The following is a 21,064-nucleotide window of genomic DNA, read 5'->3' on the forward strand; positions in this document are numbered from 1 at the left end:
GCGGTGCGCGCATCCCGCCTCGGCAGCGCCGCTCGCCGCCGACAAAGGCCGGCGATCCGGCGCCGGCGCGACGGCGATCGCGGACCGAACGGATCCTGCCGCGACGCCGACCAGCGGCAGCTTCGACTGCCGCCGCTGCGGCGCCTGCTGCGCCTCCTACCGCGTCTCCTTCTACTGGGCCGAGGCTGAAGTCCTCGCCCTCCCCGACGAACTGGTCGAACAGATCACGCCCTGGCATGCCTGCCTCGCCGGCACCCAGTCCGCCCAGCCCCGCTGCCGGGCGTTGCACGGCGAGATCGGCAGTCGCGCATGCTGCACCATCTACCCGCAGCGCCCGTCGCCCTGCCACGAAGTGCAGGTTGGCGATGACCGCTGCCAACGCGCCCGCCGGGGCCACGGTCTGCCGCCGCTCGCCGAAATCCGCTGAGCAGCGGCGTCGCGCCCGGACGGCAGCGCCACCTGCTGGCCACCCAGCCGCCGCGCGACGGCGAGTGATGGCGAATGCCCCGGCGGCGTCCTATACTGCGGAGCGGACGAGGACGACCACGAGCCGGCAAGCCGCGGCGATTGCCCCCTGCCGACAGCGGAACTGCCTCGACGAGCGTCCACCACCCACCGCAACCAATGCCGGAGAGAACGATGCCCGCTGCCAGCGATCCCCCGCCAGATGCCCGCACACCACCGACAGCGCGACCGCCGGGCCACCTGCGACTGGCGATGGGTCTGCTGCCGGCGCTGCTCGGTGCCACCGTCGTCGAGCCTTCGGCCGCTGCCGACAGCGCCGCTCCCTACGCCACCGCCCGGCAGCGAATGGTCGAGCAGCAGCTGATCGCCGACTGGCGCGGCATCAGCAAGCCCGAGGTTCTGCGGGCGATGGCGACGGTCCCGCGGCACGAGTTCGTGCCGCCCGAAATCCGCCAGAGCGCCTATGAGGACCGCCCGCTGCCGATCGGTCACGGACAGACGATCTCGCAACCCTACATCGTCGCCTTCATGACCGAGCAACTGGCGCCGCAGCCCAGCGACCGCGTCCTCGAGATCGGCACCGGCTCCGGCTATCAGGCGGCGATTCTCGCCAGCCTCGTGCGCGAGGTCTACAGCATCGAGATCGTCGAACCGCTGGCGAAGCGCGCCGCCGGCGACCTGGCGCGGCTCGGCTACGGCAACGTGCGCGTGCGCCACGGCGATGGCTACCAGGGGTGGCCAGAGGCGGCGCCCTTCGACTCGATCATCGTCACCTGTGCGCCCGACCACGTGCCGCAGCCGCTCGTCGACCAGCTCCGCGAAGGCGGCCGCATGGTCATCCCGGTCGGCGATTTCGGCGACCAGAACCTCTTCCTGCTCAGGAAACACGGCGGCCGGCTCGAACGTGAACGCATCCTGCCGGTTCGCTTCGTGCCGATGACCGGCACCGCCGAGAACGGCCGCCGCTGACCGCCGCCAGCGGCGGCCCGGGCCGCTGCCCAGAGGTGGAATGATTTGTGGCCAAAGGGCGACGCTAACGCAGGGGTCGGACGCCTCCTTTGCGCTTGATGCCGAAGCCGACACGGAAAATGTCGGGCATGTTGTAGCGCTTGCGATCTTCGGTGGGGTACAGAACAGCCAACTCGACCAAGTCTTCAAGCAGTGCGGCAAGGTTGCGCCCACCGGCGCTGCTGTAGCGGCGCGGTGGCAGTCGCTGCTTGCTCGCCGCCGCAGCCAGCGATTCGCTGATGCACACGGGCGTCCAGTGCTGCGCGAGTTCGTCGAAGCTCAGCGGCACCGTGCTGCGGCTGAGCGCGCGCAGGAGCGGTTCGACCCACGGATAGTCTTCCTGCAGTTCCCGCACGCGGATTGCGGAAGCCTTCACCACGCCTTGCTGCACCCCCTGGAAGTGCAGCGCACGAGGGTCGCTGCGTTGGTGTTGCTCGGTCCACTCGGCGGCCTCGCGAAAGGCGAGCAGGATGCTCCGCGGACTGAGACGCCGTTTGGCGTCCGCAAGGTGAGTGGGAATCCACGTCCAGGTGAAGCCACGCGTCGCACTGCGACCGACCCAGGGACCCGCCAGGTCTTCGATCACCCAACGCAGTGCCTCTGCCGGCAGATCCCGTGGCAACGGATACGCCCCGTGCGCCTCTGACCAGCGCACGCCACAATGCTGCGCCAGCGTTGCCCGGAAGGCGGCGCCAGCGGCAGGCGAATTCGCCAGATGCTGGACGACAAGGCGATACAGATCGTCGGCGCTCCAGTCGAGAGTCGCTTTCGGGTGCAGGAGTTTGGCGCTGTCGGCAAAGCGCCAGACCTCGTCTTCCTCCTCGACCATGTCGGGACGCAGGAAAAACTTGCAGCGCAGCGCGCGACGCGAGCGGCATTCGAGACCGAGTTTGAGCGCCGCAGTCAGCAGATCACGGATACGCGACCAATCATCGCCCAGACGGTCGAGCGCATCGAAAAGCAGCAGCAGGGTCCGGCCTTGTGCTGCCAACTCGCGGTCGACGGTCGCCAGGGTCTCGGCGACCTTCGCCGGCTGTGCGGCGACCCAGCCCACTGCGGACTGCCAGTTATCGTCGAACGGCAGATCCTTTTCCAGAAGTTTCAGCGCATGGCGCAGGAGCACGGCGCGCCAGATCGCATCCGGAGGCTGCGGGGAATCGACGAGTGCTGCCATGAACTGCGGCGAAGGGAAATCGTTGTTACTCAGGTCGAGACCAAATCCGACGCGCACGACGAGCGGCTGGTTGGTCGCCAGCCGCGCCTCAGCGGCCACGAAGGCGCGCGTCGTGTCGTTGGCCAGCACTGCTGTCCAGAAACTCTTGCCCGCGCCACGCATCCCTTCGACGATGGTTGTTTCGGGCGACAGAGCCTTGTTGTGCGTCGGCGGCACGCTGATCTCACTGAGTTGCGGCGGTTCCAGGTTCTCCCAGGCGGCGACGTTCGGCAGATCGCGCAGAGCGCCTCGGTACTCGGCAGCCGCAAAGACGGGTGATCGACCGTCTGTTCGCTTTCCTTCAGCCATCGGTGATCTCCCTGGCGCTGCGCTCACGCATCCCCATCCCGTTCGCTGGCGCGCAGCAAGCGTTCCGTTGCTGCATCGAAGAACGCCGCAAAGGTAGGGGCGATCGTTTGCCAATCGGGCCGTGCCGCCGCGTCTGCAAGGTCGATCGTGCGCAAACGGGTGTCGAAAGCGATGAACAGCGGCTGGTGCGGCCCATCCTCGTCGAGGGCGAAAACGCGCGCTGCTCGCTCGTCGTCATTGGCCATTCGCTCCTCGGCGCTCGCGCTCGTATGCGCTGCCGCGCCAGCAGCGACGCTCTGCTCGTCGTTCTCGTCGTTCTCGTCGTCGTAGAGCGGCTGCCACGTCTCGTAGCAGCGCATCCGGGCGCGCTGGCGCGTGCTCTCGGCAATGTCCGCCTGCGCCACGACCATCGCCAGCCGCCAGCGCAGATCGTCATCCGGCATTCCCCACTGTACGCTGCGTGCCTGGCTCAGATGGCGGAACAGCAGTCCATAGGCTTGCCAACTTGCCGGGTCGTCGCGCGCGAAAAGGAACACCTGCGCGGACAGGCGGGTAATCACCGCGGAGCTGATATCGTGCAGCCCGGCGCGCGAGTCGAGCAGTACCGCGTCGGGAGGCGCGGGCAGCCGCGCGAGTTGCTCGAGCAACTGCCAAAGGCGCTCGGCGATGCCGAGCACAACAGCCCCATCGGCGCTCGCTGAAGGCATATAGACACGGCCGAGCTTGTTGATGTAGTCGCGCGTCTTCTTCCCATAAGCGGGAAGGACACGAATGCGGCCGGGAGCGTCGTGCGCCAACGTGCAATCAGACAGGCATTCGTTCAGCAGCAACTCGTCGGGCGGCGCGCGCAATGATTCGACCAGCCAGTCGACGAGCCCGTAATCGGGCAGCCACTCATCGCTGAGCAGGACGCCGGCGAGGCCCGGCGACTCGATATCGAGGTCGACCACCACCACGTCACGGCCCTCGCGCGCCAGGAACCAGGCCCAGAGCGCGCAAGCGGTTGTCCTCCCGACGCCGCCCTTGATGCTGAAAGCGACGGCGGTCGGCAGGGGTGGCCGTGCACCCAGCGGGGTTCGCAACCAGTCCTGATTGGTCTGCAAACGATCAACCAGCCAGGTATGGGGCACATCCGGGAGGCGTACGCGATCAGCGGAAGCCAGCACGTCGTTGGCGTCGATCAGATCGCCAACGGCCAGCAGAACGCGTCGCTCGCCGGGGCTGTAGCGACCGAGCGTGGCATGCAGGCGGGCGGCGAGTGCCTGCCACGCGGCGGTGTCCGGCAGCGCGTCGTCGGGCAGAACGACGAACAAGCCGCCAAAAGCATCGCGGACGATCGTCATCTCTGGTCGCTCCTTCTCGGCGAGCGGAGCGAACTGCTCGGCCAGAAGTCCCAAGGCAGCCGGCAGCGCCTGATCAAAACAGCGAACGGCCATGCTCATCGTCGAATCACGTTCCGCGACTGCCACTCAGGCCGCAGGCACCGAGCAGGCGCTTCGTCGCCTGCCGGTGGCTCGTCACGCTCGAACACGAAACACAGCCATCACCCGCGTAGCGTTGTCCGACACGCCAGTCCTGAAAAGGATTGCCGGCCTGTACCAACAACTGCAATGTGGGGGCAAGCTTGGTGACGCTCTGCAGCCGGATCCTGTCCCACAGTTCGTCGATATGTTTCTTATAACCCGAAGCCAACTCCCCACCCGACGAGCATCCGGGTAGCTTCGACAGCACTGCCTTGACCGCGCATTCGGCAGCAAGACCGTAAAGCTGGTCGGCGTTTTCGGTTCGTTTCTCGCCGCGCAACCACTCGGCGTCGCGCCAGTGGCGCTGTGCGGCTTCGTCGTACTTCTCTTTCATAGGGGCTGCGCCAAGGAGAAACACCGCATGATTGCCAGCGGCGAGTATCTGCGCCGACGCGGGCTTCTGTCAACGCGTGCGGGGTCACGTCGTGAAAAGCGGACGCTGGGCCGATGCCTCTACCGGCGACGCTCGGAAAAGGAGGGCGCGATCGACCTGCCGGTCGTCGTCAACAGCGTGATGCGGCTGCGAGGACAGCGACGCCTCTGCTGGCGCAGCGGCAGCGTGTCGTTCAGCCTTTCCGGCGCGCCTCGATCTGCTGCCGGATCCGTTCGATCTCGAGTCGTTTGGCCTCGGGCGAGCCCCACGGAATCGGCCGCTGTGCGACGCCGGTGCGCGCTGCCGCGCGTCGTGCCTGCAACTCCCTGGCTGCCGCCAGCCGCGCCTCCTCTTGCGCGCGCTGCAGCGCCAACAGGCGCTCGGCGGCGATCGGCGGGCTGCGGGCCGGCAGGCCGGCCAGTGCGAGGAGGCGGTCGATCGCCTTCTGCACGCTGTCCCATTCGCCGTGATCCCAGTACGAGACCTCGCTGATCAGCGGCAGGTTGAGGGCAGAGATGACCGGCAGCCAGATCTCGTCCTCGCCCCGGCGGCGACGCACCGAAAGGCCGGGATCGAGCTGGTACCAGCCCTGCTGCAGGCGCCGGAACAGCGCCCGGTTGTAGGCGTAGTCGCGATCGATCTCGTTGCGCGCCAGCACCGAGGAAAGGTACTGCCGCCGCCGGCGTTCCGGGCGGACGATGTTGGCCGGCAGGTTCTGCCAGGCGTCGAGGATGTCCTTCGACTCGAAGGCCCCCATGCGGCGACGTTGCGGGTACGTGAAGCGCGACTTGAAGAGCACCCAGAGCGTCTGGAAGAGCGAGTACTCGGCCAGGTGGCGGTCGAGGCGGACCAGCCGGTCGCCGGTGCGCAGGTCGATGCTCGCCGGTGCCAACCGCTCGTAGAGCGCCGCGAGCGGGCCGGCGGCGAAGGCCGCATCGCGAAAGCCCTCGCGCAGGGCCCAGTGCAGCGCGTTGCAGCCATATTGGTCGACGGCATCGCGGTCGGCGCCGCGCTCGAGCAGCGCCTCGACCAGCGGCACGTTGCCGGCCGCCGCCGCCGCCATCAGCGGCGTCTGGTTCATCGGCAGCCGATGCTCGAGGCCGTATTGCTCGCACTGCCTCAGGATGTCCTTGAAATGCGGGGCGAAGTACGGCACGTAGGTCTTGCGGCCGAAGGTCGCGCGCTGCTTCGTGAAGTTCATCGCCTGCTCGAAGCGCGCCTCGGCGGCCAGCCAGACGGCCAGCTGCGGCTCGTCGTGGCAGGTCGCGTACTCGTAGAGCTGCTGCTTCATCTTGCCGCCCGGCGCCTGTTCGCGGAACACCTTCTGCAGCAGGTCGACGAGCTTCTCCCCGTTGAGCACCGGCCACGGCACCGGCGTCTGCTTCAGGATCGTCTGCCGGATCGCTTCCGCCTGCTCCTGCTTGCCCTGCAGTTCGAGTTTGCGCGCCTCCTTCTGCCAGTCCTCGAGCGTCGATTTCTGCACCGACACGCTCATCGGCCCGACGCTCAGGCCGAGCAGGCCGACGAGCGGATGCCCGCTGTCGGACTCGATCACATAGACGTTGCGGATCGCCCGCGTCAGCGCCACATAGAGCGCGTTGACGAAGAATTTGTAGACCTCGAGCGACTTGTCGCTCTTGTCCTTCGCCCGCCGGTAGTCGAGCGTCTCGACCTCGAGGTCGGCGGCGGCAACGCCATCGACGATCTCGCCGAACTCGGAGCGGTGATCGGAAATGAAGCGGTAGAGGACGATGTTCTCGTACTCGAGACCTTTCGCCTCGTGGATCGAGAACAGCAGCGGCGTCGCGAAATGCCGGCGCGCCTCGATCTTGTCCTCGTCGCGCATGACCAGCACGGCGAACTGCGTCGACTGGCGGATCTTCTGGTCGAGTTCGCGCTTCGTCGCCTCCTTGTCGGCGATCAGCGCCACCTGCCCCGCCTCGCCGCCGACCGCCTGGACGAGGAAGTTGCTCTCGCGGTCGATCGAACCGAAACGCCGATGCTTGATCTTGAGCAACTGGTTGGCGACGCGCGTCGCCTCGAGCCCGTTGCGGAAGTTGGCGCTGAGGACGCGCAACTGCTGTCGTTCGGCGAGCTTCGGATCCTTCCAGAACAGGCTCTTGACCTGGCTCCAGGAGAAGAAGTTGGGGTGCACGATCTGGTTCGAATCGCCGCAGAGCAGGAAGTGGCCGGGCTTCTTCAGCGTCTTCAGGACCAGTGCCAGCTGCACGGTGGTGATGTCCTGCACCTCGTCGATGACGACGAAGTCGTAGCGCGGCGCCGCCAGCGCCTGCCACTCCTGGGCGACGAGGTTGAGGTCGTAGAGCTTCGCCTCGGCCAGCCAGGCGCGATACTTGTCGAACAGTTCGTAGAGCCGCTCGCGCTGCTCGACGGCAAAGATCGACTGCCGGACGCCGAGCGCCAGGTAGTCCTCGCGGCTCAGGATGCCGCCGGCACCGGCCGCCAGGACGCCACGAATCTCCTCGAACACCTGGTGCCCGTCGAAGTCGCGGAACGCCTGCCGCATGCGCGCGAACCAGCCGGCGAAATCGCGCCAGGTCGCCTCGCGGCCAGCCGGCACGCGGATCGACTCGACGAACTCGCGATACGACAGGAAAACCGCCTCCTGCCCCGTGTGCTCGAAGCCGTTGGCGTAATAGAGATCGCGGGCGCTCTGTGCGAGGTAGCTCGAGTGCGTGACGTAGAGCACCTCGCCTTCTGCGTGCTTGAGTTTCTCCAGGGTCAGCGCCGTCTTGCCGCTGCCGGCGCTGCCGACGACGATCAGCGGTGCCGGCTGGCGGTAGATCGCCTCTTGCGTGTCGTCGAAGGAGATCGGCTTGTCGAGCAGATGAATCGCCGTCCGTTCCGGGTGCAGGTAGCGAAGCGGCAGCGCTTCGCCGACCGCCGTCGCGGCGTCGATGTCGGCCACCCGGCTTTCGTCGATCGCCGCGCCGCGCAGGAAGCGCGAATTGTCGTAATCGTGGTTGGCGATCACCTCGAGCATCAGCGCGCACACCTCGTCGCCGTGGCGGACGAGCGAGAACAGCAGCCGGTCGGCATCGTCGAGGCGGGCGCGGTAGAACTTGCCGTGGCTCAGATTGACCAGCTTCTTCACCTGCGCGGCGCGGAAATCGCCGCGTGCGATGGCCTCCGCCACCTTCCTGTAGCTCGCCCGGACGCGCGTCGTGTCCAGGCCGGAGTATTCGAGAATCTTCACATGCTGCTTCCGGCGTGGTGGTTGGAAAAGCGGTGCGACGGCGCCGACGCACCCGAACCGGGCGGGCCCGGCGAACGACGACCCCTGGGCCATCGGTGGCCCCAGTCGCCGCCAGGGATCGCCATTGTAGCGCAGACCCGCGACCGTTCTCCCCGGCGGCAACCGGTGGCCGGCGCGACGATCGAACTGCCTGCCTCGGCGTATATCATGGTAATATACGGAAATGATCGATCTGACCCGTATCAGCGGTTTCGACTGGGACGACGGCAACGCGCGCAAGAACGAGAAGCATGGCGTCAGCCAGTCCGATGCCGAAGAAGTGTTCTTCCACCAGCCGCTGTTGTTGCTCGCGGATGCGCGGCACAGCACGCACGAATTGCGCTTCCACGCACTCGGCAAGACGCGGCAGGGGCGGACGCTGCCCATCACGTTCACGTTGCGCCATGACGGCACGTCGATCCGTGTGATCTCGGCGCGTGACATGCACCGCAACGAAAGGAGCATTTATGAGCAAGCAGTTTAAGCCGCTGCCAAAGTTCCAGGGCGAGGTGGACGAACGTGCCTTCTGGGAGAGCACGGGAAGCGACTCGACCGAATATCTGGACTGGCGACAGGCCCAGGGCGTCGTCCTGCCGAACCTGAAACCATCGACCAAGACCATATCGCTGCGCCTGCCGCAACATCTGCTCGACGCAATCAAGGCGGCGGCAAACGCGCGCGACGTGCCCTATCAGTCGCTGATCAAGGTATGGTTGCAGGAGAAGGTTGAACATCACTGAAGTGACAAAGAACCGGCGCGCGCTCTGGCACCTGATGAATTCCCCTTCCAGGTGCGATCCGGCACGGCCCTGACCCCCGCCGGCATGGGCCGTTGCTCCCGATGGCGCCGGCCGGCCTCAGCGCATGATGACGTAGCCGACTCGCCGGGCATGCTCGGCGAGGTCGAACGCGTTCGGGTCGAAATCGTCGCCGAGCCACTCCCGGACGCTCTCGTAATCCTCGGCTGCCGGGTCGCTCCAGGTGGCGATGAGGTCGGCGTAGCCGTACACGCCGCCGCAGTCCTCGGGCGGACACGCCCCCCTGCCGGCGAGCAGCACGGCGCGCGGCGCCGCCGGGTCGGCCGGCAGCCGCTTTTCGATGGCGATGCTATGCCACCAGTCGTCACCGAAGTCGTACCAGTAACGGAACTTCCGCTGACCCGACAGCCAGGCGCCGAGTATCGTGGTGTCTTCGGGAAGCGCCGGTTCGTCATCGTCGAACATGCCGTCCGAGTCAACCGGCATTCCGATCCGCAAGCCGGCGACGCGGAATTCGTGCAGGTGGGCATCTTCCCAGCCCATGGCCACCTGGATGACCCGGTGCAATTCCTGGAAACTGAGGTCGTCGTCGACCTCGACGCGGCGCCAGATCGCGGGCCGGAAGCGTTCGAGGGTGATCTTCAGGCGCAGGCGTTCGCGCGGCATGGTCGTTGGCGTGTTCATGGTTGCAGTACCTTGGTCGATTCCTCGCCGAACTGGCTGACGACGCGCACCGCCACACGCCTGCCGGTCCGGAAGGGAATGGGATGGGAAACGAAGCCGTACAGGCGGTCGAAGGCTTCGGCGTCGATTTCAATCTTGAGCGTGTTCTCCAGTTTCCTGCGGGTGCGCGTCTTCGCCACGTCGGACAGGCCACGCTGCCACTTGTCGAACTCGTCCCGGTCGCCGCCACAGAAGAACACCTGGCGGACCATGAAGCTGGAGCCATCGTAGTCGTCGTCGACCATCCAGTAGGCGATGTCGGCCACCGAGCGCGCCTTGACCTCGTCGCGAATCGGGTCGTAGAGATCGAGACCGCGGATTTCGACGCGGACCGTATCGCCGTCGCGCTGTAGGGCGATGTCCGGCTCGCCGATGGTGACGAAGGTGGCGGCCTTGCGGTCCTTCCTCGTCAGGCCGGCCTGCAGCAGGTCGTCGTGCATGCGCACCTTGTCGACGCGGAAACTGCCAGCGCGCTGCCTCTGCACTGAATTCTCGACGTCCGACTCGAAGGCGAAGCCGAGAATCAGGAGCCATTGCGCGTCGCCGCGCGCCCGGCAGGCCTTCACCGCGTCGTTCACCGCCTGCCGGCTGACCGGCGCGAACTGCGGGCCGAGGTGGATGTAGGCCTTCTGCTCGCCGTCTGCGGCATCGTAATAGCCCTCGGCGTGCAGCGCGCTGTCGGGCAGCGCATCGACGCGGACGAAGACCGCCATCTCGTTGCGTGCGCCGTTCTTGACGCCGGCGGTCTTCAGGTGCTCGAAGACGCGCGCCTGAAACGCTTCCATCCGCTGGTGGTCGAGGCTCGCCTGCGCGACATCCTCCGGCGCCAGCGGCTCGTAGCTCTGCAATGTCTCGACGGTGAACGGCCCGGCGACGCGCAGCTTGCCGCGGTCGACCGCCGGCTGGTCGTAGAGCGTCACCTCCTCTGGCGGTTCGTCGTTGGCCAGCGAGCCGAGGGTGATGCGCTGCACCGTCCTGTAGAGGAAACCGTGCCGCAGATCCCAGTGCTCGCGCGGCAGGCCCTTCTGCTCGTCCTGCAGTGTGTACCACGGGTAGCTGGCCGTCATCAGCCGCGTCTTGGCGATGTTCAACGCGACGCGCGAAGTGTCGGTGGTGATCCAGCGGCGACCCCACTGCTCGGCAACGTGGGCCGTCGTGCCGGAACCGCAGGTCGGGTCGAGGACGAGGTCGCCGGGGTCGGTGGTCATGAGCATGCAGCGCTTGATGATTTCCTCGTTGGTCTGGACGATGTAGACTGGATTGCTCGCTCCACCAAGCCCATCCCACCAATTGGACAGGCGCTGATAGCCAAAATCATCTAAATAAGACTTGAAGCGAAGCTGGCCTGTTCCAGCGATTAGCCGACCGATTTGCGCAAGCTTGGTCATCCCCGGAGTGCTGCCATCGTCGGTAGTTACCTTGGTCTTCCAGCAGTTACCTTTACCGGGGCTGAATATGCGCCCCTCAAAGGAGAATGGGAGGCTTTGATTTCGACGCTCTCCTCCGCTAGTCATTCGATTCGCTCGAAACAACCTTACCTTCGGGAAGTCTGACGCTAGCCGCTTGGGGCTTAGTCGGTAATCGAACAAGTCGCCGCTCGGAGTCCTGGCATTAGCCACTGGAAAAGTTGTTCCATCCGGCAATTCGGCAAACTTGTATTCATCCAGCGTTTCGTCATCGAGACCCGTTCGAACAAAGTATGGACGAAACTTAGCGATACTAGTGCCTATTGGCTGCCTAGAGTACCAGAGAAGATAGTCATTAATAGATTGGATATAATCGCCTTTCTGAAATCCTTTCTTCTTAATCAATATCTCCGCAATAAAGCAACTAGAGCCAAAGACCTCGTCTACAACACAGCGAACAAGATGTACATTTTCAGAAGAAATCTGAACAAAGACCGAGCCCGATGGTGCTAATAGCTCTCTAGCAACCAGCAATCTTTGCTGTAGATAAGCAAGATAGCTGTGAATACCTAATTCCCAAGTATCTCGGAATGCCTTTACAACCTCTGGTTCGCCGGAGATAGCATCATCAGGATCACCGTCGGGCATAGATGGATTGTCCACACGAATTTGCCAGTTGGACCCGTACTTGATGCCGTAGGGCGGGTCGATGTAGATCATCTGCACCTGGCCCTTCATTCCCTCGCGTTCGAGCAGGCTGGCCATCACCATCAGGCTGTCGCCCTGGATCAGGCGGTTGGCCCAGCGGTCGGCGTGACGGTAATAGCTCTGCGGCTTGTCGAGTTCGTCGACGTCCTTGTAGTTGGCGAACAGTTCGTCGACGAAGAGATCGGCCTGGTGGTCGGCTGCACGGCGCAGCGTATAGAGGCGCTGGATCAGCTTCTCCGGGGCAATGTGTTCGGTGCGGTAGAGCGAGCGGATGTCGACTTCCAGATGTTCGTCGCGATCAGCGGCGCCGTATTTCTCCAGCCAGTACAGTTCGGGGTCCTGGCCGCGCTGCGTCACCGGATTGAGCGGCCACCTCGCCTCGGTCTGGCGGGCTGCCTCGCTCTCCTGCTCGCAACCGGCTTCTTCCTGGCTCGGGATGCGCGTGCGCCTGGCGTTGCGGTGCTTCAGGCTGTCGATCTTCTTGTCGGTCATGGCGTGGTCCAGTCTTCGAGCGTCAGGCCGCTGACGCGGTCAAACTCGCCGGTGTTGTTGGTCACCAGGGCGATGCCCAGGGCTTGCGCGTGCGCGGCAATCCAAAGGTCGTTGGGGCCGATGGTGCGGCCGGCCTTCTCCAGTTCCCCGCGGATTGCGCCGTAGCGTGTGCCGACGCGCTCGTCGACGCCGATCACCGGGATGATCGCCCGCACCCTGGCGAGAATCTCCAGCGAGCGGGTCCGCTGTTGCGACTTTTCGGCGCCGAGCATCAGCTCGCCCCAAGTGATCACCGACATGGCCGCCTGACCCGGCGGCAAGGCGTCGATGCGCTCGGGCACCCCGGGCTTGCCCTTCTTGTAGGCGATGCAGATGTTGGTGTCGAGAAGGTAGCGGGGCGTCATTCGAAGGGCTCGCGCTGTTCGAAGAGCGGTGGATCTTCCCGGCCCTCGAGGTAGAAATCATCGGGCAGACTGGCCAGCAGCCGCAGGGCTTCGCCGAGCGTATCCGGGGCGGCATCGATTTCCTCGACGATGCGCCGGATGGCCCGGGTCAGCGCCGGCTTGATGTCGTCGATCTCCGTGATCTCGGCAAAGTACCACGGCGGCAGCCCGAGCTGGCCGCGCGCGTTGTTGACGGCGGGCAGCCAGCGTTCGCGTACCGCCCAGCGCTTGAGTTCCTTGTCCTGGTTGAAGCCGCTGATCTCGAGGATCAGGTTGCCGCTGCGCAGCTTCGGGGTGCGCAGCCGGATCAGGTAGTCGGGCAGGTAGCTGCGCTCCTTGCCGCCGCTGACGTAGGGAATGCGGAAATCGAGGAAGGCGTTCTTGACGTAACTCTCGACCGCCGGCAGCTTTTCCAGCGTCTTCGCGGCGATCTGCTCCCAGGTGCCGGTGTCGGCGACGACCAGATTGACGTGACTCTTCTTCGTCGGCCAGGTCTTGCGGCTGCTGCGGCCGAAGACGTGCCGCGTGCTGCCCTGCGGGTTGTAGTGGTTGAGGATCGGCAGCACGCGCTGAGATTCGGCGGCCTGGGCAACGATGCCGCGGTTGATGCTCTCGACGACCGGCTGCGGGTCTTCGTAGATCACCAGGCGCTTGTAGATCGGGTCGTCCTCGCCGACGACTTGCAGCTTTTCCTCGTACCAGCGCTCGACGATGTGCCTGACCTGCTGGAAGAGACGCAGGTCGGCGCGCTGCGCTTCGTCGCCATGGATCCGGCGCAGGTAGTCGCGCGTCAGCTTGTAGATCACCGTCTGCTCGCGCAGTTCGTCGAGTTGGAGGCGCATCGTCTGGCGATCTTCGGAGACGGCCGTGCCAAGCGTCGTTTCCAGCGGCAGCCGGGTGGTATCGAGGCGATAGTCGGGCGTGCGGCTGAAGTCGGCGGCGAGGCGGTCGCTGTCGGTCTGCAGGCGGTAGCCGACCAGATTGGGAAAGCGGATCTCGAGGCTGGCGCGTTCGTGCAGTGCACGCAGCGTGGCGTACTGCGGCGGGTCGACGTGGCTGCTCCTACCGGCCTGGAACAGCTTGAAGGGGATGCCGATGATGTGCGCGTACTCGGGCGGGAACTTGCCGGTCTTCGGGTCGGTAAAGTAGTGGCGGCGGCGCAGCGCCCGGCCCGCAACCTGTTCGCAGAGCAGTTGCGAGCCGAAGGCGCGCAATCCCATGACGTGCGTGACGGTGTTGGCATCCCAGCCTTCGCTGAGCATCGACACCGAGACGACGCAGCGAATGTGTGCGCCGAGGGTGTCCGGCTTGCCGACGGTATTGACCACTTCGCGCAGCAGTTGCGCGTCGCTCAGTTCCTCGACGCCGCGCTCGGGGTGGCGGAGGCGGTATTGACGCTTGAAGCGCTCGATCTCGGGCGCGAACACCTTCTTGAATCCTTCGTCGATCTGGCCCGAGTGTTCGAGGGCATCGCTGTCGATCAGCAGGGTCGGCGGTCGCGCCAGCGGCCGCTCCGTATCCCGGTCGAAATTCGAGAACAGCGGGAAGCGGCCGGGAACGGCGCTGCGCTCGCCATTCTGGTCCACGCGTTCGTAACCGGCAATCTCCTTGAAGACTTCGCGCGAGACGGCAGTGTTGCCGCAGACGACGATGAAGACCGGCGGCGCCGTGAACAGGTCGGCTTTCAGTTCGCCCCGCCGGCGCAGACCGCGCTCGTATTCGTCGTAGTGGGCATAGAACTGGTCGAGCGCCTGCCTGACCAGCGCCGGCAGGTTCGGCGCTGCCTCGCCGGCGGCGGCTTCCTTCGCCTCACGGCGCTGCAAGCGCTGCCCCTTGCGCGGGAGTTCGGTCTTGCAGTTCTCGTAGAGGTTCTTCAGTACCGGCTCGCCGATCGCCTGGCTGCTGTCGTCGATCGGCAGAAAGGGGATCTTGACCAGGCCGGCTTCGATCGCTTCGATCAGGCCGAAATCGCTGACCACCCAGGGAAACAGAGCGTACGCGGGAAAGCCGGAGCCGGAGAGGTAGAACGGCGTCGCCGACAGGTCATGGACGGCCCGCACCTGGAAGCGTCGGGCACAGGCACGCAGGCCGGAGAACCAGACGGCAGCGCGCTCGTTCTCGGTGGCCGAATTGTCGAGTTCGGTGTCGCGACCTCTGGCGCGCGGGAGGTAGCAATGGTGCGCCTCGTCATTGATCACCAGCAGCCGGCGCCCGGCCTTGAAGCCACCAAGAACGCGGCGCAGCATCTGGCTTTCGTCCTCGCGGCTCTCGACCTTCCTGCCATCGTCGCCGAGCTTGCCATCGAAGGGCGTGCGCTTGTTGCCGCCGAGCACACGTGGCAGGAATTCGTGGTAGTTGGTGATGACCAGCCGGTGAGCGAGTTCGCCGAGGGCGTGCTGGTAGGCCGCTGGCACCAGATGGCGCTGGCGATAGTAGTCCGCAGCGGCCGACGGCTGCTGGCTGTGGCCGTCCGGCAGCAGAACGTTGAGGCGATCGCGGATGGTGATGCCCGGTGCCAGGACCAGGAAGTAGTCGACGTAGCGCGTATCGTTGCGGTACTCGCGGCGATTGAAGTAGTGATAGAGGATCAGGCAGGCCATGACCACGGTCTTGCCGCAGCCGGTAGCCATCTTGAAGGCGATGCGCGGCAGGTGGTTGGCCGGATCGTCGCTCGCCGTCGCCTGTCGTTGCCGCAACTGGTTCTGGACATGCGTGCCGGTGTTCGATTTCTCGGCCACTTCGTTCAGCCAGATGGCGGCCTCGACCGCTTCCTGCTGTGCGAAGAACAGCTTCTGATGCGCCGCCCGCTCGGGGTTGGCGAACCAGTACTGCAGGAGATCGCGGGTGACGCGGCTGCTGACGCCGCGGTAGCCGGCTTGCCGCCAGGAACGCAGCTCGTCGCGCAGCGTATTGATCAAATGCTCGCCGTACAACGTCGGGAAATCGTTGAGGTCGAAAATGCTGCCCTGGTCAGGCTGGCCGATCGGCACCTGCGGCACGTCCGCGGTGAAGATGCGGCGACCGGGACGAACGTCGCGATAGTTGAGGTTTCCCTGCGCATCGGTGGCGTAGTGCCGGGTTGGTTCCTCGTAGGGCGAGTTCAGGATCGGGTTGTCGGCGGAAGCCATGGGCAAGAGGGGTGACAGGCGGGGAGGTGAGGGATTCTAGCAGCCCCTGCTGGCTGTCGCCCGTGCCGTGCGGCGAAGGCGGTCGACGCGCAACCGCCCTCGTTGTCGCTGGGCGGCGGACATGAACTCCTGCCGCGCATCGCCGTCGAAGCGCTGCGAGCAGCCAGCTTCCGGACAGTAGGACGGTCGTGTCGCTGCCGCCTGGGACACTGCCCACCCTCCCCCCAACCCGCGATCCGAAGGACACTCCATGCCAGCCCTTGCCAGCGAAGCACTCGATCAGCTTTTCCTCAACGCCCGCACGCACAACGCCTTCCGGCCCGAGCCGATCGCCGAGGCCACCCTGCGGCAGCTCTACGACCTGATGAAGTGGGGACCGACGTCGATGAACTGCCAGCCGGCACGACTGGTCTTCGTCACCAGCCCGCAAGGCAAGGCGCTGCTGGCGCCGGCGCTGTCGCCCGGCAACCTGGAGAAGACGCTGGCGGCGCCGGTGACGGTGATCATCGCCACCGACAGCCTGTTCCACGAACATCTGCCGACGATGTTTCCCGCCTACGACGCGCGACCAATGTTCGCCGCCAACGCCGAACTGGCCGCCAGCACCGCCTTTCGCAACGGCACGCTGCAGGGCGCCTACCTGATCCTGGCAGCGCGCGCACTCGGCCTCGACTGCGGCCCGATGTCCGGCTTCGACGCCGGCAAGCTCAACGCCGCCTTCTTCGCCGACGGGCGTCATCAGGTCAACTTCCTCTGCAACCTCGGCATCGGCGACCCCGCCGGCCTGCATCCGCGGGGACCGCGACTCGCCTTCGACGAGGCCTGCCGGATCGTCTGAGCGGCCGTGCGGACGGGCCAGCACGTGCCAGCAGCGCCGCAGGGCTGCAAGCGACGACGGCCTCACACCCCGGCGTGCGGCCCGCAGCGGTCGGTGGTGTCGGATTCCTTTACATCAGCCGCCTTCCTGCCTCGCCAGTAATTGTCTGAAGTATTTCAAAACAGCAACTTATACGCAGCACCTGATCGTGGCACGGCACTTGCTTTTCACAGACTGCGGCAGCCCGAGGGGTTGCCAGACCAATCAGCAATCGAGCACCGGCAGCACACGACAAGGAGATCGCAGGAATGAACAAGAAGCTTTTGACGGCAGCGATGGCGCTGGCTTTCGTCGCAGGATCCGCGCAGGCGGGTTTGGTATCCCCGGTCACGCCGACGGCGGCTGAACTCGTCACGACGGGCGGCGAAGTGGTGATCTACTTTGCTGGCCAAAGTGCCGGTTACGACAGCGAGCTCAACCTGATCGAGCCACTGGGCTTTGCCGGCAATCCTTTCTTCCAGAACCACTCGACGCCAGTCGGTACGTCACTGAGCCTCGGCACCTATGCAGCAGGGACGGTACTGCGCTTTCGCATGGACGTCACCTCCACCGGCAACAGCTTCTTCACCGGCCCCGGCGCAGGCAACCCCGACGGGTTGGTGCACGTCGGCCACGCGAGCTGGGCTGCCGACGGAGTGATTCCGGTCGACGGTCTGTGGGTCGGTTTCGAGGATATCTTTGGCGGCGGTGACCGCGACTACGACGACAACCGTTTCGTCTTCACCAACGTCCGCTCCGACGTTCCCGAGCCGGGCTCGCTGGCTCTCCTGGGTGGCGCCGCACTGGCTGCAGCCGGTCTTCGGCGGCGGCGCGCCCGGTAGACGACGGCAATCGGTCAGTTGCGGCAGCCCCGACGCACCGGGACTGAGCGAATCAGCGGCCGCTGGCAGAGATTCCTGCCAGCGGCCGCCGTCATTCTGTCCGGCCGCAGTAGACGGGCGCCGCTGGAAGCGGTCACGATGCCTCGGCAACGCGTGCCGGACGTAGGTGCCTGCCCGGCATGAGACTGGCAGCGGCGTTGCAGCGCGCATCCGGATGCCGACAGCCTGTTCACCACCTTGCGACGGCCGCGCAGGACGCCCGCTGTTCCGCCCATCATGCCGCTCTCAGGCACGTTTCAGCGTGCGTTCTCGACAGAAGGTGCAGCATGCGAATCGTCAGGTGGATCGGAATCGGCATCGTCGCCACGCTGCTGCTGGCCGTTCTCGCCGGCCAGGTCGGGCTGTTCGGCGGCACGCCTCCCGAGGACCTCGGGGTGCACGCCGGCCGGCTCAAGCCGCCGTCGGAGACCGCCAACAGCGTCAGCAGCCAGGCGTTCCTGTGGGCCGGACACGCGCAGCGTGAGCAGGCGCAGATTGCCCCGCTGGCGCTCCGCGGCGATGGACCGGCGACGATCGCCAGGCTGCAGGCACTGCTGCAGGGGCAGCCCGGCGTCACCATCGTCGACCACCGCGACGACTATCTCTACGTCCGCTGCGAGACGCGACTGATGAAGTTCGTCGACGACGTCGAGTTCTGGTACGACCCCGGCAGCGGGGTGATCCAAGTGCGCTCGGCGTCGCGCGTCGGGCGCAGCGATTTCGGGCTCAATCGCCGGCGCATCGAGGAACTGCGGACCCGGCTCGCGGCTTCCTGAAGCGGCGCCGACAGCCGCACCACGATGCCCCCGGGCGTGCAACCGCCGGCTGCAGCCGGACTGCCGCCCCCAAGCTGCCGCGCGCTACAGCATGTTCTCGAGGAACGCGCGCGTGCGTGGGTGTTCGGGCGCGGCAAACAGCTCGCGTGCCGGACGCGCCTCGAGGATCTCGCCGCCGTCCATGAAGACGACGCGGCTCGCCACCTCGCGCGCGAAGGCCATTTCGTGCGTCACCACCAGCATCGTCATGTGTTCTTCGGCCAGTTCGCGGATGGTACGCAGGACCTCGCCGGTGAGCTCCGGGTCGAGCGCCGACGTCGGCTCGTCGAAGAGCATGATGTCCGGCTCCATGGCCAGCGCGCGGGCAATCGCGACGCGCTGCTTCTGGCCGCCGGAAAGCCGCGACGGATGACTCGCCTGCCTGTCGAGCAGGCCGACCTTGCGCAGCAGTTCCTCGGCTCGCGGGACGATCTCGTCGCGCCGCAGCCCCTTGACGGTGATCGGCGCCTCAATGACGTTCTGCAGCACCGTCAGATGCGGAAACAGGTTGAAGTGCTGGAACACCATTCCCATCCGGCGACAGATGCGGCGGATGTCGGCGTCGGGTGCGTAGCGGCAGACGCCATCGGCGGTGGTGGCGACCAGCGTTTCGCCCTCGATGTCGATGCTGCCGCGGCTGATCGTCTCGAGATGGTTGAGGCAACGCAGGAAGGTGCTCTTGCCGGACCCCGATGGGCCGATGACGGCAACCACTTCGCCCTGGTCGACCGCCAACGACACGCCCCTGAGCACTTCGACCGCGGCAAAGCGCTTGTGGACGCCGCGCGCATCGATCATCGGCCTAGCCATCGTAGACCGCGTGCTTCCTTTCCAGGTACTGGAAGGCGAGCGTCAGGACCAGCGTCATCAGCAGGTAGAACGCCGCCGCGACGACGAAGGGCATCGTCGTGAAATCGCGCTGGACGATGCCGCGCGCGGCGCGCAGCAGGTCATTCATCGCCAGCACGTAGATCAGCGACGTGTCCTTGACCAGCGTGATCGTCTCGTTGCTCAGCGGCGGCAGGATGCGCTTGAAGACCTGCGGCAGGATGATCCGTCGCATCGTCTGCGCGTAGCTCAGCCCGAGGACGCGCGCACCCTCATACTGGCCGCGATCGATCGACTGGATGCCGGCGCGGAAGATCTCGGCGAAGTACGCCGCGTAGTTGAGGACGAAGGCGACGATGGCGGCCGGAAAATCCGGCAGGCGGACACCGATCAGCGGCACGAAAGGCAGCGCGAAATAGATGAACAGCATCTGCAGCATCAGCGGCGTGCCGCGCATCAGCCAGATGTAGCCGTTGACCAGGCTGCTGGCGAAGGCGAAGCGCGAAACCCGGACGAGCGCCAGGGCGAGGCCGAGCGGCACCGAGAGGACGAAGCTGATGAGGAAGACCTGCAGCGTCACCCCCGTGCCCTCGAGCAGGGGGCCGATGATGCGGACCAGGTAGTCCATCCGGGACTATTTCTTGATGATGTCCTTGCCGAACCATTTCGTCGATATCGCAGCGGCCGAACCGTCGTTCTTCATCTCGTCGAGCGTCTTCTGCAGGCGCGCCATCAGTTCGACGTCGTCCTTGCGCGTACCGACACCGTAGTCCTCGGTGCCGAAGTTTTCGTCGAGGACGCGGTACTCCCCCGGCTTCCTGGCGGTGTAGTAGCGGCCGACGACCTCGTCGACGACCAGCGCGTCGAGCCGGCCGGCGCGCAGATCCATCAGCGCGGTGACGTTGTCGCCGAACTTCTTCAGTTCCTTGACTGACTTCGCGGTGGCCGCGTCGCGCTCGATGGCCTCGATCGCGCTGCTGCCCTCCTGCACGCCGACAACCTTGCCGGCAAGGTCAGCCTTGGTCCTGAGTGGCGACGCTTCGGGGACGACGATGATCTGCCGGTTCTCGAGGTAGGGCGTGGTAAACAGGATCTTCTCCTTGCGCGCCTCGGTGATCGTCAGGCCATTCCACAACACGTCAACCCGCTTGCCGTTCAGTTCGGCTTCCTTGGCATTCCAGTCGATCGGCTTGAAGCGGACCTCGGCACCGAGCCGCTTGCCGGCTTCCCGGGCGAGATCGATGTCGAAGCCGACGAGCGTGTTCTGTTCGTCGCGAAAGCCCATCGGCGGGAAGTTGTCGTCCAGTCCGACGACGATGGCGGCGGCCGGCGCCGGTGCCGCCGCCGGCTTGGCTGCGGCGGTGTCGTCCTTGCGTCCACAGGCCGCGAGCAGCGCGGCGGACACGAGGACGAGCGACAGAACAGTGGTGATCTTCTTCATTCTTCTTTCCTGTGAGCGTGACGATGGCGGCGGCGGACGCCGGGGCGGCCGCTTCGTCGCCGGTTTGCGGACACCTGCTTGCCGGGTGAGGTGTGCGACGAGGCCGCCAGTATAACCAAGTCGCAGCGGTCACCCCGTCACGTTCATCGTCCGCGACAGCGACGTCGGCGCGTCGATCAGGATCGCACGCGACCACTTCTGCCATCTCGGCGCCGGTGGTGGCGGCGGCGATGGCTCACTTCGTCGACTTCGGCACACCCGCCGCCGCGGAAGAAACCCCTGCGTCGGCAAGACGCCGCGCCTGCCGGGAAAAAGGGGGCAGACTGACGATCCCGCTCGTCACCCCGGCGTCAGACTGAACTGAGCCCGGCCCGTTTTCACTTCTGCGCCTCTGCGACGCGGCCGAGGTTGTCGAGCGACACCGACAGGTCGCGCAGC

At 65.8% G+C, this 21,064-nt stretch carries 18 protein-coding genes; 7 read left to right on the forward strand and 11 right to left on the reverse strand.

Annotated elements, in window-relative coordinates; genetic code table 11:
• The first annotated feature begins 76 nt into the window (after positions 1-76).
• Positions 77-427: a YkgJ family cysteine cluster protein gene (locus NFW30_RS17090; protein WP_295358097.1), complete on the forward strand. Its 351-nt coding sequence runs from the start codon at positions 77-79 to the stop codon at positions 425-427.
• Positions 428-639: 212 nt separating this feature from the next.
• On the forward strand, positions 640-1,434 hold the full coding sequence (locus NFW30_RS17095) for a protein-L-isoaspartate(D-aspartate) O-methyltransferase (protein ID WP_295358061.1): 795 nt from the start codon (positions 640-642) through the stop codon (positions 1,432-1,434).
• A gap of 64 nt (positions 1,435-1,498) precedes the next feature.
• Here NFW30_RS17095 and NFW30_RS17100 read toward each other — a convergent pair whose 3' ends face one another.
• The 4 genes from NFW30_RS17100 to NFW30_RS17115 form a co-directional block, all read right to left on the reverse strand.
• Positions 1,499-2,995, reverse strand: a complete 1,497-nt coding sequence (locus NFW30_RS17100; protein ID WP_295358063.1) for a hypothetical protein — start codon at positions 2,993-2,995, stop codon at positions 1,499-1,501.
• Between the two features lie 23 nt (positions 2,996-3,018).
• The gene (locus tag NFW30_RS17105; protein WP_295358065.1) at positions 3,019-4,437 is read right to left on the reverse strand and encodes a hypothetical protein; all 1,419 of its coding nucleotides are present in this window, start codon (positions 4,435-4,437) and stop codon (positions 3,019-3,021) included.
• Between the two features lie 7 nt (positions 4,438-4,444).
• A complete protein-coding gene (locus NFW30_RS17110) occupies positions 4,445-4,852 on the reverse strand; it encodes a hypothetical protein (protein WP_295372374.1) in 408 nt (135 codons plus the stop codon).
• A 232-nt stretch (positions 4,853-5,084) separates the two neighbouring features.
• Positions 5,085-8,108: an ankyrin repeat domain-containing protein gene (locus NFW30_RS17115; RefSeq protein ID WP_295358068.1), complete on the reverse strand. Its 3,024-nt coding sequence runs from the start codon at positions 8,106-8,108 to the stop codon at positions 5,085-5,087.
• Between the two features lie 223 nt (positions 8,109-8,331).
• Here NFW30_RS17115 and NFW30_RS17120 point away from each other — a divergent pair, with 223 nt between their 5' ends.
• The gene (locus tag NFW30_RS17120; protein WP_295358070.1) at positions 8,332-8,631 is read left to right on the forward strand and encodes a BrnT family toxin; all 300 of its coding nucleotides are present in this window, start codon (positions 8,332-8,334) and stop codon (positions 8,629-8,631) included.
• Positions 8,615-8,887: a BrnA antitoxin family protein gene (locus NFW30_RS17125; protein WP_295358072.1), complete on the forward strand. Its 273-nt coding sequence runs from the start codon at positions 8,615-8,617 to the stop codon at positions 8,885-8,887. The genes NFW30_RS17120 and NFW30_RS17125 overlap by 17 nt, the downstream gene beginning before the upstream one ends.
• Before the next feature lie 117 nt (positions 8,888-9,004).
• Here the strand turns inward: NFW30_RS17125 and NFW30_RS17130 are convergent, their stop codons facing one another.
• The 4 genes from NFW30_RS17130 to NFW30_RS17145 are packed head-to-tail and all read right to left on the reverse strand — an operon-like array spanning position 9,005 to position 15,805.
• Positions 9,005-9,589: a plasmid pRiA4b ORF-3 family protein gene (locus NFW30_RS17130; protein WP_295358074.1), complete on the reverse strand. Its 585-nt coding sequence runs from the start codon at positions 9,587-9,589 to the stop codon at positions 9,005-9,007.
• Positions 9,586-12,234, reverse strand: a complete 2,649-nt coding sequence (locus NFW30_RS17135) for a site-specific DNA-methyltransferase (RefSeq protein ID WP_295358077.1) — start codon at positions 12,232-12,234, stop codon at positions 9,586-9,588. The genes NFW30_RS17130 and NFW30_RS17135 overlap by 4 nt, the downstream gene beginning before the upstream one ends.
• Entirely contained in the window at positions 12,231-12,638 is a 408-nt protein-coding gene (locus tag NFW30_RS17140) for a type II toxin-antitoxin system VapC family toxin (RefSeq protein WP_295358079.1), read from the reverse strand. Before NFW30_RS17140 ends, NFW30_RS17135 begins: the two co-directional genes overlap by 4 nt.
• Positions 12,635-15,805 carry a BPTD_3080 family restriction endonuclease gene (locus tag NFW30_RS17145; protein ID WP_295358100.1) on the reverse strand — a complete coding sequence of 1,057 codons (3,171 nt, stop codon included), beginning with the start codon at positions 15,803-15,805 and terminating at the stop codon, positions 12,635-12,637. The genes NFW30_RS17140 and NFW30_RS17145 overlap by 4 nt, the downstream gene beginning before the upstream one ends.
• Positions 15,806-16,055: 250 nt before the next feature.
• Here NFW30_RS17145 and NFW30_RS17150 point away from each other — a divergent pair, with 250 nt between their 5' ends.
• The 3 genes from NFW30_RS17150 (at position 16,056) to NFW30_RS17160 (ending at position 18,318) form a co-directional block, all read left to right on the forward strand.
• On the forward strand, positions 16,056-16,643 hold the full coding sequence (locus tag NFW30_RS17150) for a malonic semialdehyde reductase (protein WP_295358081.1): 588 nt from the start codon (positions 16,056-16,058) through the stop codon (positions 16,641-16,643).
• A 287-nt stretch (positions 16,644-16,930) separates the two neighbouring features.
• Entirely contained in the window at positions 16,931-17,503 is a 573-nt protein-coding gene (locus tag NFW30_RS17155) for a PEP-CTERM sorting domain-containing protein (protein ID WP_295358083.1), read from the forward strand.
• Between the two features lie 326 nt (positions 17,504-17,829).
• The gene (locus NFW30_RS17160; protein ID WP_295358085.1) at positions 17,830-18,318 is read left to right on the forward strand and encodes a DUF1499 domain-containing protein; all 489 of its coding nucleotides are present in this window, start codon (positions 17,830-17,832) and stop codon (positions 18,316-18,318) included.
• A gap of 84 nt (positions 18,319-18,402) precedes the next feature.
• Here the strand turns inward: NFW30_RS17160 and NFW30_RS17165 are convergent, their stop codons facing one another.
• Genes NFW30_RS17165 through NFW30_RS17175 form a run of 3 tightly spaced genes read right to left on the reverse strand, consistent with a single transcriptional unit; the run spans position 18,403 to position 20,626 of the window.
• Positions 18,403-19,155: an amino acid ABC transporter ATP-binding protein gene (locus NFW30_RS17165; protein WP_295358102.1), complete on the reverse strand. Its 753-nt coding sequence runs from the start codon at positions 19,153-19,155 to the stop codon at positions 18,403-18,405.
• 4 nt (positions 19,156-19,159) lie between these two features.
• Entirely contained in the window at positions 19,160-19,813 is a 654-nt protein-coding gene (locus NFW30_RS17170; protein ID WP_295358087.1) for an amino acid ABC transporter permease, read from the reverse strand.
• A gap of 6 nt (positions 19,814-19,819) precedes the next feature.
• Positions 19,820-20,626 (reverse strand): amino acid ABC transporter substrate-binding protein, encoded by an 807-nt coding sequence (locus NFW30_RS17175; protein WP_295358089.1) that lies wholly within the window; start codon positions 20,624-20,626, stop codon positions 19,820-19,822.
• Positions 20,627-21,064 lie beyond the last annotated feature (438 nt).

Source organism: Accumulibacter sp., from assembly GCF_023806635.1.
Taxonomy (GTDB): domain Bacteria; phylum Pseudomonadota; class Gammaproteobacteria; order Burkholderiales; family Rhodocyclaceae; genus Accumulibacter.

Excerpts from the sequence above, each read along its gene's own strand:
- NFW30_RS17095 (WP_295358061.1), top strand. The coding sequence starts at position 640 with ATGCCCGCTGCCAGCGATCCCCCGCCAGATGCCCGCACACCACCGACA.
- NFW30_RS17100 (WP_295358063.1), bottom strand. The coding sequence starts at position 2,995 with ATGGCTGAAGGAAAGCGAACAGACGGTCGATCACCCGTCTTTGCGGCT.
- NFW30_RS17105 (WP_295358065.1), bottom strand. The coding sequence starts at position 4,437 with ATGAGCATGGCCGTTCGCTGTTTTGATCAGGCGCTGCCGGCTGCCTTG.
- NFW30_RS17110 (WP_295372374.1), bottom strand. The coding sequence starts at position 4,852 with ATGAAAGAGAAGTACGACGAAGCCGCACAGCGCCACTGGCGCGACGCC.
- NFW30_RS17120 (WP_295358070.1), top strand. The coding sequence starts at position 8,332 with ATGATCGATCTGACCCGTATCAGCGGTTTCGACTGGGACGACGGCAAC.
- NFW30_RS17125 (WP_295358072.1), top strand. The coding sequence starts at position 8,615 with ATGAGCAAGCAGTTTAAGCCGCTGCCAAAGTTCCAGGGCGAGGTGGAC.
- NFW30_RS17130 (WP_295358074.1), bottom strand. The coding sequence starts at position 9,589 with ATGAACACGCCAACGACCATGCCGCGCGAACGCCTGCGCCTGAAGATC.
- NFW30_RS17135 (WP_295358077.1), bottom strand. The coding sequence starts at position 12,234 with ATGACCGACAAGAAGATCGACAGCCTGAAGCACCGCAACGCCAGGCGC.
- NFW30_RS17140 (WP_295358079.1), bottom strand. The coding sequence starts at position 12,638 with ATGACGCCCCGCTACCTTCTCGACACCAACATCTGCATCGCCTACAAG.
- NFW30_RS17145 (WP_295358100.1), bottom strand. The coding sequence starts at position 15,805 with ATGGCTTCCGCCGACAACCCGATCCTGAACTCGCCCTACGAGGAACCA.
- NFW30_RS17150 (WP_295358081.1), top strand. The coding sequence starts at position 16,056 with ATGCCAGCCCTTGCCAGCGAAGCACTCGATCAGCTTTTCCTCAACGCC.
- NFW30_RS17155 (WP_295358083.1), top strand. The coding sequence starts at position 16,931 with ATGAACAAGAAGCTTTTGACGGCAGCGATGGCGCTGGCTTTCGTCGCA.
- NFW30_RS17160 (WP_295358085.1), top strand. The coding sequence starts at position 17,830 with ATGCGAATCGTCAGGTGGATCGGAATCGGCATCGTCGCCACGCTGCTG.
- NFW30_RS17165 (WP_295358102.1), bottom strand. The coding sequence starts at position 19,155 with ATGATCGATGCGCGCGGCGTCCACAAGCGCTTTGCCGCGGTCGAAGTG.
- NFW30_RS17170 (WP_295358087.1), bottom strand. The coding sequence starts at position 19,813 with ATGGACTACCTGGTCCGCATCATCGGCCCCCTGCTCGAGGGCACGGGG.
- NFW30_RS17175 (WP_295358089.1), bottom strand. The coding sequence starts at position 20,626 with ATGAAGAAGATCACCACTGTTCTGTCGCTCGTCCTCGTGTCCGCCGCG.